13 protein-coding genes and 3 pseudogenes are annotated in these 13,331 nt (G+C 29.9%); 13 read left to right on the top strand and 3 right to left on the bottom strand.

The annotated features are described in order from the left end of the window. From AJ930_RS00555 to prfB, 4 genes and pseudogenes are all read left to right on the top strand, one after another. Window positions 1–597, top strand: a pseudogene (locus AJ930_RS00555) (AMP-binding protein); the annotation flags it as partial. Window positions 598–606: 9 nt separating this feature from the next. Next, window positions 607–834 carry a phosphopantetheine-binding protein gene (locus tag AJ930_RS00550; protein WP_070274673.1) on the top strand — a complete coding sequence of 76 codons (228 nt, stop codon included), beginning with the start codon at window positions 607–609 and terminating at the stop codon, window positions 832–834. Then, window positions 831–2,519, top strand: coding sequence for a hypothetical protein (locus tag AJ930_RS10445; RefSeq protein ID WP_070274672.1), 1,689 nt, complete (start codon window positions 831–833; stop codon window positions 2,517–2,519). The genes AJ930_RS00550 and AJ930_RS10445 overlap by 4 nt, the downstream gene beginning before the upstream one ends. 196 nt (window positions 2,520–2,715) lie before the next feature. Then, complete coding sequence (prfB, locus tag AJ930_RS00540) at window positions 2,716–3,813, top strand: peptide chain release factor 2 (protein ID WP_070274671.1); 1,098 nt, start codon at window positions 2,716–2,718, stop codon at window positions 3,811–3,813. A 161-nt stretch (window positions 3,814–3,974) separates the two neighbouring features. Here prfB and AJ930_RS00535 read toward each other — a convergent pair. From AJ930_RS00535 to AJ930_RS00525, 3 genes and pseudogenes are all read right to left on the bottom strand, one after another. Continuing rightward, window positions 3,975–4,286: pseudogene (locus tag AJ930_RS00535) on the bottom strand (hypothetical protein); the annotation flags it as partial. A gap of 117 nt (window positions 4,287–4,403) precedes the next feature. Continuing rightward, window positions 4,404–5,522, bottom strand: coding sequence for a tRNA pseudouridine(13) synthase TruD (gene truD, locus AJ930_RS00530; protein WP_070274669.1), 1,119 nt, complete (start codon window positions 5,520–5,522; stop codon window positions 4,404–4,406). Beyond that, window positions 5,491–6,312 (bottom strand): thiamine-phosphate kinase, encoded by an 822-nt coding sequence (locus AJ930_RS00525; protein ID WP_070239595.1) that lies wholly within the window; start codon window positions 6,310–6,312, stop codon window positions 5,491–5,493. The genes truD and AJ930_RS00525 overlap by 32 nt, the downstream gene beginning before the upstream one ends. Before the next feature lie 86 nt (window positions 6,313–6,398). Between AJ930_RS00525 and AJ930_RS00520 the strand changes: the two genes are divergently transcribed. From AJ930_RS00520 to AJ930_RS00480, 9 genes and pseudogenes are all read left to right on the top strand, one after another. Continuing rightward, on the top strand, window positions 6,399–7,472 hold the full coding sequence (locus AJ930_RS00520) for a DUF5644 domain-containing protein (protein WP_044778877.1): 1,074 nt from the start codon (window positions 6,399–6,401) through the stop codon (window positions 7,470–7,472). Then, window positions 7,469–7,852, top strand: coding sequence for a hypothetical protein (locus AJ930_RS00515; RefSeq protein WP_002870895.1), 384 nt, complete (start codon window positions 7,469–7,471; stop codon window positions 7,850–7,852). Before AJ930_RS00520 ends, AJ930_RS00515 begins: the two co-directional genes overlap by 4 nt. Then, a complete protein-coding gene (gene rsmD / locus AJ930_RS00510; protein WP_052800372.1) occupies window positions 7,845–8,528 on the top strand; it encodes a 16S rRNA (guanine(966)-N(2))-methyltransferase RsmD in 684 nt (227 codons plus the stop codon). Before AJ930_RS00515 ends, rsmD begins: the two co-directional genes overlap by 8 nt. 58 nt (window positions 8,529–8,586) lie before the next feature. After that, the gene (locus AJ930_RS00505) at window positions 8,587–9,633 is read left to right on the top strand and encodes a flagellar basal body P-ring protein FlgI (protein ID WP_070239593.1); all 1,047 of its coding nucleotides are present in this window, start codon (window positions 8,587–8,589) and stop codon (window positions 9,631–9,633) included. After that, a complete protein-coding gene (locus tag AJ930_RS00500) occupies window positions 9,633–9,974 on the top strand; it encodes a hypothetical protein (RefSeq protein WP_070239591.1) in 342 nt (113 codons plus the stop codon). The genes AJ930_RS00505 and AJ930_RS00500 overlap by 1 nt, the downstream gene beginning before the upstream one ends. A 62-nt stretch (window positions 9,975–10,036) precedes the next feature. Next, window positions 10,037–10,234: a flagellar biosynthesis anti-sigma factor FlgM gene (gene flgM / locus AJ930_RS00495; RefSeq protein ID WP_002855791.1), complete on the top strand. Its 198-nt coding sequence runs from the start codon at window positions 10,037–10,039 to the stop codon at window positions 10,232–10,234. A 41-nt stretch (window positions 10,235–10,275) separates the two neighbouring features. After that, entirely contained in the window at window positions 10,276–10,710 is a 435-nt protein-coding gene (locus tag AJ930_RS00490; RefSeq protein WP_070239589.1) for a flagellar protein FlgN, read from the top strand. Window positions 10,711–10,719: 9 nt separating this feature from the next. Further along, window positions 10,720–12,546 (top strand): flagellar hook-associated protein FlgK, encoded by a 1,827-nt coding sequence (gene flgK / locus AJ930_RS00485; protein ID WP_070274668.1) that lies wholly within the window; start codon window positions 10,720–10,722, stop codon window positions 12,544–12,546. A gap of 16 nt (window positions 12,547–12,562) precedes the next feature. Next, a pseudogene (locus tag AJ930_RS00480) lies at window positions 12,563–13,328 on the top strand (TIGR02757 family protein). The last annotated feature ends 3 nt before the right edge of the window (window positions 13,329–13,331 follow it).

Genomic DNA, 13,331 nt, shown 5'->3' with positions numbered 1-13,331 from the left:
ACAGAAATCACTGATGTATGTTCTTTTTATATCATCAATCGCACTTTTAAAGATGAAGAACTTCTACCTATAGGTAAAGCATGTAAAAACACAGAACTTTTAGTTTTTGATGAAAATATGAATTTCATAAGCCCTAAACAAATAGGTGTTAAAGGAGAGCTTTACGTGCGTGGAACTTCTTTGTCTTTAGGGTATTATAATGACAAAGAAAAAACCAAACAAGCTTTTATTCAAAATCCTTTGCATGACAATTATTTAGATTTACTCTATAAAACAGGAGATATTGTTTCTTATAATGAATTTGGAGAGCTTTTGTGCTATGGAAGAGCAGATAATCAGATCAAATATATGGGGCATAGGATAGAACTTGGAGAGATAGAAAGTGTGATCAATTCTCATGCAAGTGTAAAAAATAGCGCTTGTATTTTTAAAGAAGATATTATTTGTTTTTATGAAAGCAAAGAAGAGCTTGATTTTAAATCTTTTTTAAAAGATAAATTACCTTCTTATATGATCCCAAAAAATTTTATTAAAATTAACAAATTTAAGCTTAATCAAAATGGTAAAATTGATAGGAAAGTTTTAAAAGAACTTTAAGGAGATAAAATGGAAGAGATTAAACAGTTTTTTAAAGAAATTGGAAAAGAAAACATTGATGAAAATTCTAAAAATTTAGTGACTAATGGTCTAATAGATAGCTTAGATATCATGAAATTAGTAACTCAAATAGAAGATTTTTACGATCAAGAATTAGACATGGATTTTATAATGCCTGAAAATTTCGAAGATTTTAAAACCATAGAAGCAATGATAAAAAAGGCTTTTAATTTATGAAGATTGTCTTACTTGGATCTTGCGAATCAAGATGGAATTATATTTTTTTTCAAACTTTTAAAAAACGCGGAATAGATATTAAAACTTTAAGTTTTGGTGCAATGCATCCCTACGGACATATTTATAACTTTTATAGAAAGAAAAATGATGCTTTTTTTAGTTCCGCAGATCTTTTTATCTATACTATCGACTCCGCAATTTTTTCTAAAAATAATGAAGTAAAAAAAGAATATTTATACGCCTATGATTGTATTTGCAAAATTTTGAGTAGTTTAAATTGCAAAGTTTTAATGATTCAATGGCATCATTATGTTCATGTTAGCGGAGATTACACACCTTTTTGCAAAATCCAAAGTGAAAAATATGGTTTTAATTTTATAGACGCTTATCAATTTTGTTTAAAAGAAGAGTTGTTGGATTTTTTTACCTCATTTTCCGATTATGCTCATCCTATGGATTTTGTGTATTCCAAAATGGCTGAAAATATTATAAAAAATCTAGAAGTATTGAAGCCGCAAAAACCTGTTTCAATTCCAAAATTGCCTAGTTTTAAAGTTTTGGATTTAGATGAAATAGAAAATAAAAACGATAATAATTTTGTAATTGCAAGAACTTACTTATATAGAGAAAAAGTATATAAAATAGATAATATAAAAGAAATTAATTTTTCAGAAAATGATCTCAACATGAAAATTATTGGTGTTCATACTTGGAACGATGCTTTCTTATCTGTTGGCTATAATTCTTGTTGCATACTAGAAAATAACAAACAAAAAGTAGCATTCACATCTTATTCGGGAGAAACTTTTAGAAAAATAGATTTTAATTTTATTGTTAATAAAACAATTAAAATTCATCACTTTTTTGACAAAAATACAAAAAAATCTAGATTTGATTATTATAATTCAAGATATGAAAATAATAAACAAAGTGGAATTATAGGCTTTCTTCTTGTATCAAAAGAAGAGAAAATGGAAGATGTAGAAATTCCAAAAGAAATAGAATTTGAAATTTCAAAGGAATATGATTTTACTCACCTTTGCGAATATTTAAAAGAATATAAAATTATTATCGAACAATATAACCAAAGGAGAGATCCTGCCAAACTCCAACCTTTGCAAGATCAAATATCCAACTTGAGCAATGAAAAACAAAATTTACTCAATGAAAAAAGCAATCTTGAGAATAAACTCAACTCCATCCCTATTAAAAAACAACATTTAGAATTAGCTAATTTAGAACAAGACCTAATCATTAAAAAACTAGAAAGTAAAAAGTTAGCTAAATCTTTAGGAATTAAAATGGATATTATTAATCCTAAAGTAACTTTTATCCAAGCTAATTCAGCTAAAGCAAGAATTCAAAACCAACTTTCTTATAAACTAGGACAAGCTATGATAGAAAATTCAAAAAGCATACTAGGTTATATAAGAATGCCTTATGTTTTATCTTATATAAAAGATAAATACAAACAAGAAAAAATCAAAAAAGACCCTTCTTTGAAATTACCCCCTTTAGAATCTTATCCTGATTATAAAGAAGCTTTAAAATTTAAAGAACATTTATCTTATAAGCTAGGAGAAGCTTTGATAAAGGCTAGTAGAAATTGGTATAAGGGTGGATATCTAAAACTATTTTTTGAGATAAGAAAGCTTAAAAAAGAATTTAAAAATAAAGAAATATAATTTTTCATCTAAGTATTGAATTTGATTATTTTTGAAAGATATTTTTGTATTTTTCAAATAAATTTAAAATTCAAAAAAATAATCCCGATCAACTTTGATGATGGTTATACCTACTATGATTAAAAATAGACTTAGCTTATTTTTTGATAAAATTTGTTAAAATTATGTAAAAATTAACTTTGAGAAAGAAATTTTTATGGATAATTACGAATTTAGCGAACTTTTAAAAACTTTAAAAAACAAAGTCGGCAACATAGCCTCCATCATCAAGCCTGAAAATATCCAAACAAGGCTTAAAGAAATCGAAGAGCTTGAAAATTCTCCTTCTTTTTGGAGTGATGTCAAACAAGCAGGGATCATAGGCAAAGAAAAAACCAAAATCACCAATCTACTTAAAAACTATGAAAATGCTTTTAACGCCCTAAATGACGCAAACGAACTTTTCGATCTGGCCAATAGCGAAAACGATACAGAAACGCTTGAAGCTTTATTTAATGATGCACCAAAACTTGAAAATACTATCACAAGTCTTGAAATTTCCATGCTTTTAAGCGGGGAAAATGATGGTAAAAATGCCATTGTTTCCATTCATCCAGGTGCAGGAGGAACAGAAAGCAATGACTGGGCAAGCATACTTTATAGAATGTATTTAAGATTTTGCGAAAGAGAAGGTTTTAAAGTCGAAACTCTAGACTTTCAAGAAGGCGAAGAAGCAGGACTTAAAGATGTGAGCTTTTTGGTTAAAGGAGAAAATGCTTATGGTTATTTAAAAGCTGAAAATGGTATCCATCGCTTAGTAAGAACTTCTCCTTTTGATAGTGCAGGACGCCGTCATACAAGCTTTTCAAGTGTTATGGTAAGCCCTGAACTTGATGATGATATAGAAATTGAAATCGAAGAAAAAGATATAAGAATAGATTATTACAGAGCAAGCGGTGCAGGCGGACAACATGTCAATAAAACAGAATCAGCCGTGAGAATCACGCATTTTCCAACTGGTATAGTTGTACAATGCCAAAATGACAGAAGTCAGCACAAAAACAAAGCTACCGCTTTTAAAATGCTAAAATCTCGCCTTTATGAGCTTGAACTCATGAAACAACAAGATAGCGCTAATGCTGGAGAAAAAAGCGATATAGGCTGGGGGCATCAAATCCGTTCTTATGTACTTTTCCCTTATCAGCAAGTCAAAGACAATCGCAGTGGAGAAGCTTTTTCTCAAGTGGATAATATCCTTGATGGAGATATCAAAAAAATGATAGAAGGCGTTTTGATTGCTTTAAAAGCGGAGTAACAGGCTTAAAAATAAGTAATTTCCGCAAAATGTCGGTATAAAAAAATTAGAAAGATAGCGGGACTTTCCCGCTTGTTTTATTATCTTGCATAAAACCTAAATGCGTCATTCGCGGAACAATAAATTCTTTTCTTAAGATCTCTATCGCAATAAATACTCACAACTTTATAATCTCTTTTATCATTTGGATTTAATAAGAAAACATAGTTTGAGTATGGAGTTTTATCTATTTCTAAATCACGCTTCATTTCTTTGATTTTACCTTCTGGGTCTTTAATATCACTAATTGCTCTGACTGAAGTATAATCATAAAGCTTATAATTTGGATATTTTTTCATAATCTCTTGATTACCTAAATCAAACATAGTTTGATCGTTGCCATTGTTTTTTAACTCGACTAAATCGCCATCGCCACAACCTATAATTAAAGTCATAGCTCCTAAAGCCAAAGCACTTGTTAAAATCTTTTTCATTTTTACTCCTATTTTAAAAATTAAATTAATATAATTATACCTAAATTTAAAATTTAAATATCATTTTTGCAATAAATTCTAAAGTAAAAATCACATAAAATTTAACTCATAATCATTTCATTCAAACAAATTTTTATGCAAAATTTCTTCTAAAACCACAGTAGCATAAGAGCCTTTTTGCAAGAAAAACTCTATACAAAAATGAGCTTTTTCTTCATCATAACGCCATTTTAACTCTTCTAAATATCCCCACATAAAGCGTCTTGAACCTTGCATTTTAGCCTTAAACTCTAAGACATCTTTAAAAATTTCATTTTCTAAATTTAAAGCCAAACCTTCTCCTGTTTCATAAGCCTTAGTACCGATTAAAAGCCCCATGGCGCTTATATCTCTTGCCTTAAAACGCCCAAGCTCAGCACTCAAATCCTCGCATAAAAAACACTTTCCAAAAGGATAATGCCCTAAAACCTCGCCTTTTAAAAGCTTAAAAAATTGTTCTTGTTTTTTAAGTTCCTTAGCTTCTTCTTTGGAGATTTTATAAATTTGGATTAATTCTTTTTCACTAAAATCATTTGCAAAATGTGATAACTCCACTCTTTTACTCAAATAGCGATTAAAAAGCTCACTTTGAAAAGCCGAGATTAAAAACTCTTTCATTTTTACATTTTTCATCTTTTTACCACGCAAAATTTCAAGCCCTTCTTTATAATTATCCCCAAATTTTCCAAAACGCTGATAACCAAAATAATTCGCAAAACCTTGTTTATCCAAATTCATCAAAGCTTGTTCTAGTTTTAAAGCATCGCTTGGTAAAACTTTTTTTAAGCGTATGAAAAAAGAATTTCCTTTTAAATGCCCTATTCTTAGCTTGTTTTCATGGGTAAAAATTTCTAAAATTTTAAGTTTAGGATGAGAAAAATTTGACAAAAAACTCTCAAATTTTTTAGGCATAGAAAGGTATTGAAAGGTTGATCCTTGCTTGTCTTTAAGCCCTGCATAACCAAAATCTTTTATTTTAACCCCGCTTGCTTCACTTAAAATTTTTAAAGCTTCATTTGTGGTTAAATCTTTTTTATTGATATGTAAAATAAGATGCTCACCCTTACCGCTAAATTCATACAAAGGCTTTTCACGCACTACAAAATCATCGCTATTTTTACTAAAATACGCATTAATAGGACTGTGTTTTAAACTATACAAAGGCTTAAAAATGGTGTTCTCTTCCGCTAAATTCATATTTTCCCTTCACTGCTTTTCCAAAGATATTTAATTTCACGCCGTGTTTTTTGGCTATTGTTTCTATATTTTGCCGTTCTTTTTCATCAAAAGCAAATAAAATTTCATATTCTTCTCCGCTATAAAGCGTATAATCATCAAGTTTTTTAAACCAAGAAATACCGCATTTATTTAAGGCTAAAAGTCTTGATAAATCCTTACTTAAACCATCTGAAATATCCATAGCACAAGAAATCAAAGGTGCGATTTCATAAAAAAAACTAGCTCTTAATTTTGGCTTTATAAATACATGGTTTGGTTTTAAAGTGCCCCCATTTTGTAAAATTTCAAGCCCTTTTAAACTTTGCCCTAATTTTCCTGTATAAGCAATTAAATGTCCCTTTTTTAAACCTTTTCTAAAAACGGCTTTATCGTTAATCTTTGAAATGATAGTAAGACTAATGTCTATTTTATCATTACTTATAGTATCGCCGCCTATGATTTTTATATTAAATTTCCTAGCTGTTTTTAAAAAACCTTTTTGCAAGGCTTTGATCTCATTTTCGCTTAAATTTTTTGGTAAAGCAAGTCCTAAAAGTGCGTATTTTGGTACAGCATTCATCGCAATAGCATCTGAGATATTGACAAGCATTGCTTTTGTAGCGATTTGCTCTAAGCTAAGCCACTCTCTTTTAAAATGCACATTTTCAAAAAACAAATCCTTGCTAAAACACCAATCATCAATAATAGCTCCATCATCGCCATTTTTTTCATTTAAAAAAGCTTTGATAATAAAATCTTCTTTGTTCATAATGCGTGATTTTATAAAATTTCCTTTTAAATTCTAGTGAATTTTAGAAAAATTTTATATAATATAGAAATATTTAAGGAAAAACCATGAAAAAATTAGAATTAAGAATTTTTAGATTTGATAAAACCAAGGATTATGAGGCTTATTATAAACCTTATATTTATGATAATTATGAAAATTTTGCAAGTTTTTATGATTTGCTTTTGCAAGTTCAAGATGATGATATTTATTTTGATTTTGATAAAGATGAAGATACTTACATAGTTGTAAATAAGCAAATCATACCACTTTTTACACCTTTAGAAAAAATAGCAAAAGAATTTGATTTTAATCTTTGTATCGAGCCTTTAAGTACAAAAAGAGCTATTAAAGATCTTATCATTGATAAAAATGATTTTTTAGACAAATACAAATATCTTGAAAAATTTGGCGATGAAGAGGATAAAAAGCTTTATGCAAAATATGATTATTTATATTATGCAAGTGAAATTTTAGACTATCTTCCTGAATATATGGGCGATGGAGTGTTTTATTTGGCCTCAAAAATGATAGAAAAATATCCTGAAAAAAAGATAGAAATTTTAAAAACTCTAGCAGATAAAGAAAAGGGTATTTTTTATCACCTTGAAAGTAAAAATGAAATTTTAGAAACAACGATCAAAAACCTACAGAATGAAATTTTAAATTTAGGGCTTTTTGATAAAAATATTTTACACTTTGATTTACCTAAAACCAATGCTTTTGATAATGAGATTAAAGAACTTAAGGAAATTAAGCATAATTTTAAAGATTTCAATATAGCTTTTTATGGTTTTAATGCTTGTGATACTTTAAAATCCAAACTTGAAGCTAAATTTATTTCCTATGAAAACAGTACAAAAAATAATGGTTTTACTTTGCTGAATTTAAATCCTACACTAAGCTATAAAATGGCTGCAGATATTGTTTTGGACGCTTATGATAGCGGGGCTGATTTTATGGTAGTAAAAGAAGAAAAAGATTTTTATCTTTTTGATACTTGTGCTAAAAAACTTATGCAAACAAGCGGAAGGGAATTTGAAGACTTTTATATTTTAAGTCGTTTTGAGTTTTTAGCCCTTATCCAAGGCATACAAGCTCCATCATTAAAAAATCACACTTTAAAGGTTAGTTTGATATGAAAATCTCTTTAGAATGTAAAGATCTCATCATAGAAAAAACTTTAGAACTTTTTTTAAAAGATCATTTGGTAATGAAAAAAGATTGTGATTTCATCATTAGCGATGAAAAAATTCACACCGCAAAACCCTTATTTATCATCTCTAAAAACTCTCCATTTTTAAGCGTACCATTTAGCAAAGAAGCCTTGTTTGAGTCTTTAAATGAATTTGATAATGCCTTAAAAGCAGCAGCTTTGCAACTTGCACTTGAACAAAAAAGACTGCTTGAAGAAAAAATTGACGCTATTGCTTTGGAATTTAAAAAAGATTATGAAAATAAAATCGATCTTGCCATAAAAGATCTTAAAAACAAACTCGTAAAAGCACTTAATGATGAATGATGAATTTATAAGCGTTAAAGACTTTTTTAATCACAATGAAAAAAGAAAAAAATTTCTTCAAAAACAAGAAATTAGTTCCCCTAAAGAAAAAATAAAAAAAGTCAAAGAAACAAAGCTTTATACAAATATAGAAAGTGGTAAATACAAAGGAAAAAAACTACTTTTACCTAGTCTTACAACAACAAGAAGTACTAAAAGCATAGTAAAAAGTTGTGTTTTTAATGTAATAAGGGAAGATTTAAGAGATAAAATTTTCATTGAAGCCTTTGGCGGAAGTGCTTTGATGGCGGCTGAAGCACTAAGTAATTATGCTTTAAAAGCTTATGCTATAGAACTTGATGCAAAAGCCTATAAAATTGCTTTAGAAAATGCTAAAAATATAGATCCAAATTTAGAAGTTATCCACGCAAATACTTTTGAAATTTTACCCAAATTCATAGAAAATTCAAAAAATGAAATCATCTTATATCTTGACCCACCTTTTGATATCAGAGAAGGTTTTAGTGATATTTATGAAAAAATTTATCATTTTTTAGAAAATTTAGATTTAAAGACTTTAAATTTAATCATTTTTGAACACCACTCAACCATAAAAACTCCCGAAAAAATCCAAAATTTTCAAAAAATTAAAGAAAAGAAATTTGGATCAACTAGCTTAAGCTTTTACACTTCTTAACTTACTTGGAACACTTCTTGCTTAATCTATCATCAACAATAGATTAAAGGAAGAATCCATGAGAGTTTTAACGATATTTTTACTCTTTATGACAAGCATTTTTGCAGTGCAAATCAAGGATGTAGCAAACACTGTAGGTGTAAGAGATAACCAACTCATAGGTTATGGACTTGTTGTAGGACTTAATGGAAGTGGCGATGGAACAAGCTCTAAATTTACACTACAATCCATCTCAAACCTTTTGCAAGGTATGAATATCAAAGTAGATCCTAACGATATCAAATCAAAAAATACCGCAGCTGTTATGGTTACAGCCAAACTTCCAGCCTTTGCAAAAAGCGGAGATAAACTTGATATTACCGTTTCATCTATGGGTGATGCAAAATCTTTACAAGGCGGAACACTTTTACTGACTGCACTTCGTGGGATTGATGGTGAAATTTATGCTATAGCACAAGGCTCTATCTCAACAGGAGGTTTAACACCTAGACCAGGAGGAGCAGGTTCTCACTCAACTGCTGCAACCGTAATGGGCGGAGCTAATGTAGAAAGAGAAATTCCACAAAATTTTAGCCAAAATAATGATCTAACCTTAAGCTTAAAAGTAGCAGATTTTAAAACCGCAAATGATATAGAAAGAGTTTTAAATACCGTTTTTGGCGAAGAAGTGGCTAAAGCTATCGACTCTCGCACAGTAAAACTCAAAAAACCTGAAGATCTTTCAAATGTTGATTTTATGGCAAGAGTTTTAGAACAAGATATAGCTTATAAACCACAAAGCAAAATTATCATCGATGAAAGAACAGGAACAGTGATTGCTGGAGTTGATGTAGAGGTAGAACCTGTTTTAATCACTCATAAAGATATCACCATAAAAATAGATCCAAACAATAACGCAGTAGCTAATCAAAATGAAATCGATATGAAAGATGGTGGTTTTGTAGATCCAAGTTCAAATACCTTAAGAATCAACAATGCAAAAAGCACAGTTGCAAATATAGCTAGAATGCTTAACAAACTTGGAGCAACCCCAAATGACATTATCGCTATTATGGAAAATTTAAAGCGCGCAGGTGCAATTAACGCGGATTTGGAGATCATCTAATGAAAGTGGATAATTTTTTAAATACTTATAGTATGAATAGCGCTTTACTTGATCGTGCAGCCAAAGCAAGAAGTTTAGAATCAAGAATCAAAATAAATAATAATGATATAGTCACAAAAACCAAAGAAGATGAAGCCTTAAAAGAACAAACGGATGCTTTTGAAGCATTTTTTTTAAAGCAAGTTTTAGATGTATCTTTAAAAAGTCAAAATTCACTCTTTGGAAAAGATGCCAGCGATGAAATATACTCTTCCATGTATAACGATACTATGAGTAAAGCTTTAAGTGGAGGTATGGGTTTTTCAAAATTATTATACGATTTTTTAAAAGAAAGGGGTTAAGTTTTTTAAATTTGAGTCGATATGGTTTGTAGAGGATTATAACTAAGATCAAGGAGGCAGAAATGATCAATCCTATACAACAAAGTTATGTGGCAAATACCACATTAAATACAAATAGAATAGATAAAGAAACAAAAACAAACGATACTCAAAAAACGGAAAATGATAAAGCGAGTAAAATCGCAGAGCAGATTAAAAACGGTACTTATAAAATCGATACAAAAGCTACGGCTTCTGCGATTGCTGACTCTTTAATCTAAAACTTTCATTCTCCTTTTTTTGAGAGAGAAAAGGAGAAAATATGCTTAAACAAAAACTTGATGAAGTAAATGCTATCTTAGCAAAACTTATTGCTTTAACCGAAGAAGATATAGAAAATATCAAAGTGGCTAAACATGAGAGTGTAACGCCAAGTGTAGAAGAAAAAAACAAACTTATCGCCGAATTTATTACAGCTAAAAAACAGCTTGATGTTGCCTTGGTTGAGCTAAATAATAGCTCTACAAAAGGGCTTAGTGAACTCTTAGATGATGAAGATAAACAAAAACTAGATCTACTTAAAAAAAATCTTCAAAACCTTCATAGTAAAAACAAAGAGTATGCTAAATTTGTTCTTATTGTCAAAGATTTTCTTGATAGCTTAGTAAATAAAATGTTTGATATCAATGATGGAACAAATAATGCTTATGGAGATAAAAAGACAAATCCAGAGTCAATTTTCAAGATCAATGTATAAGGATTTATAATGGGTATTTTTGGAACATTATACACAGGTGTTACAGGCTTAAAGGCAAGCGAAGTTCAAATCGCAACAACTGGAAATAATATCTCAAATGCTAATGCAACTTTTTATACACGCCAAAGAGTAGTGCAAACTACAAATGGGTATATTACCACAGGTGGAGTTCAAGTAGGCACAGGAGCTGCTATAGAAAGTATAGTGCGTTTGCATGATGAGTATTCTTACTATAAATTAAAAGGTGCATCAAACCAACTAGAATACACTAAATACATGGCTTCAACCTTACAAGAAATCGCTCAGCGTTTTCCAGACTTACAAAATACTGGAATTTTGAAAGATTTAGAAAATTATAACAAAGCTTGGAATGATTTTGCATCCAACCCCAATGAAAATGCCACAAAAATAGCCCTTGTAAAAGCTTCTCAAACCTTAACAGAAAGCGTTAATAACACTTTTGCAACCTTGGATAAAATCCAAAAAAAAGTAAATAATGATATTAAAAATACGGTTGATGAGATTAATAGAATCGGTGAAGAAATTGCCACTATAAATAAACAAATTTATGGACAAGAAGCCTTACCAACAGAACACGCAAATGAGCTTAGGGATAGAAGAGATGAACTTGAGCTTACTCTTTCAAAGCTAGTTAGTGCAGTTGCAAGCAAAAATGAAATCAATCAAGACAATCGCCTTGATACAACCATCACTGATCCAGGACATCAATACAATCTAAGCATAGAAGGTTTTAGTATAGTAGATGGGATAAATTTTCATCCTTTAAAGCTTGATTATGATGATAAAAATAAATCTTATAGCATTTATTATGAAACCCCTGATGAAAAAGTTCGCGATCTTACTGCAAAGATTAATGGTGGACAGCTTGGTGCTCAGCTTGACTTACGCGGTAGAAACTATAGCAAAAGCGAAGGAAAATATGAAGATGGAATTATCCAAGGTTATATGGATTCTTTAGATACTTTTGCCAAGACCATGATCAATGAAACTAACAATCTTTATGCGAGTTCTGCGAAAAGTTCTGTTACTTCTGATTATCTATCTGGACTTAAGGGAGATATTCCTTTAGTTAATTACGACAGAACCATACAACCAGGAAGTTTCGATATAGTCATTTATGATGATAAAGGCGATAAAAAACTCACCAAAACCATCACCATAGATGTAAATACAACCATGAATGATATCATGCGTCAAATCAATGCTAATACAGATGATAATAACGATCACAATGCAAATAATGATGTTGATGATCATATCAATGCAAGTTTTAGCTACGATGCAAAAACTGGAGATGGTTTATTCCAAATCAATGCAAAATCAGGCTTTAAGGTAGCCATTGAAGATAAAGGCACAAATTTCGCAGGTGCGTTTAGCATAGGTGGTTTTTTCAGCGGAACTGATGCAAGCGATATGAAGGTAAAAGATTCTATCTTAAATGATCCAAGCACAGTAAGAGCAAGCTCAAATGGGGTTGATAGTGGCAATGACATGGCAAATAAAATCATCCAACTTCAATATGATAAAGTTAATTTTTATAATGAAGATGGCACTATTGATAATCTTACCATGGAAGAATATTACCGCAAACTTACAGGTAAAATAGCTTCAGATGGTGAAAATAACAATGTTGTAAATTCAAGCAATGAAACTCTTTATAATTCTGTTTATAGCGAATACCAATCTAAAAGTGGTGTAAATACAAATGAAGAATTAGCCGCTCTTATACAATACCAATCAAGTTACGGTGCTGCAGCAAAAATCGTCTCAACCGTAGATCAAATGCTTGATACCTTACTAGGGCTTAAATCTTAAGCTCTAGCAATATCAAGTGAAAAATTTTATCCATCTTAAAGCTAAGCTTGATTTTTTAGCCAATCAAAAAAATACCAATCATTCCCTTTTTGAAACTCCAGATCCTTTGCAAATTGCTAAAATTCACAATGATGAATTTATTGCCTTAATTTGTGCTTTATTTGCCTATGGAAATGCTAAAAATATAGTAAATTTTCTAAAAAAACTTGATTTTTCTTTATTAAACCTTCAAGAAAAACAAATAAAAAAAGAACTTAAAAAATTTAAAATACCGCTTTCAAAATGAGAAAGATATACAAGAAATTTTTATCACTCTTTCAAGACTTAAAAATGAAATTTCACTCTACGAACTTTTTTATCAAGCCTATCAAAAAAGAGAAAATACCACAGATGCCATCTTAGCTTTTATACAAAAAATCAAAACCTTAAATTCATATTCAAGTTATGGGTATGAATTTTTCTTTGGAAAAATTTGGCAAAACACCCCTACTTCACCTCTTAAACGCTATAATATGTATCTAAGATGGATGGTTAGAAAAGATGAACTTGATCTTGGACTTTTTACCAAAATTCACACCAAAGATCTTTTAATTCCACTTGATACACATACACATAAAATTTCCTTGACTTTAGGACTTCTAAAGCGTAAAATATATGATTATAAAAGTGTTTTAGAACTCACGCAAAATTTAAAAAAATTAGATGCAAATGATCCCATAAAATATGACTTTGCACTCTATCGTTTAGGGCAAAGTAAGGAAATTGACAAATTTAAGGAGTGAAAA

This window comes from Campylobacter sp. BCW_6871 (assembly GCF_001762325.1).
GTDB lineage: Bacteria > Campylobacterota > Campylobacteria > Campylobacterales > Campylobacteraceae > Campylobacter_D > Campylobacter_D jejuni.
This window is presented reverse-complemented; position numbering and strand designations above follow the sequence as displayed.

Coding starts and splice junctions, on each gene's coding strand:
- AJ930_RS00550 (WP_070274673.1), top strand. CDS start 607: ATGGAAGAGATTAAACAGTTTTTTAAAGAAATTGGAAAAGAAAACATT.
- AJ930_RS10445 (WP_070274672.1), top strand. CDS start 831: ATGAAGATTGTCTTACTTGGATCTTGCGAATCAAGATGGAATTATATT.
- prfB (WP_070274671.1), top strand. CDS start 2,716: ATGGATAATTACGAATTTAGCGAACTTTTAAAAACTTTAAAAAACAAA.
- truD (WP_070274669.1), bottom strand. CDS start 5,522: ATGAATTTAGCGGAAGAGAACACCATTTTTAAGCCTTTGTATAGTTTA.
- AJ930_RS00525 (WP_070239595.1), bottom strand. CDS start 6,312: ATGAACAAAGAAGATTTTATTATCAAAGCTTTTTTAAATGAAAAAAAT.
- AJ930_RS00520 (WP_044778877.1), top strand. CDS start 6,399: ATGAAAAAATTAGAATTAAGAATTTTTAGATTTGATAAAACCAAGGAT.
- AJ930_RS00515 (WP_002870895.1), top strand. CDS start 7,469: ATGAAAATCTCTTTAGAATGTAAAGATCTCATCATAGAAAAAACTTTA.
- rsmD (WP_052800372.1), top strand. CDS start 7,845: ATGAATGATGAATTTATAAGCGTTAAAGACTTTTTTAATCACAATGAA.
- AJ930_RS00505 (WP_070239593.1), top strand. CDS start 8,587: ATGAGAGTTTTAACGATATTTTTACTCTTTATGACAAGCATTTTTGCA.
- AJ930_RS00500 (WP_070239591.1), top strand. CDS start 9,633: ATGAAAGTGGATAATTTTTTAAATACTTATAGTATGAATAGCGCTTTA.
- flgM (WP_002855791.1), top strand. CDS start 10,037: ATGATCAATCCTATACAACAAAGTTATGTGGCAAATACCACATTAAAT.
- AJ930_RS00490 (WP_070239589.1), top strand. CDS start 10,276: ATGCTTAAACAAAAACTTGATGAAGTAAATGCTATCTTAGCAAAACTT.
- flgK (WP_070274668.1), top strand. CDS start 10,720: ATGGGTATTTTTGGAACATTATACACAGGTGTTACAGGCTTAAAGGCA.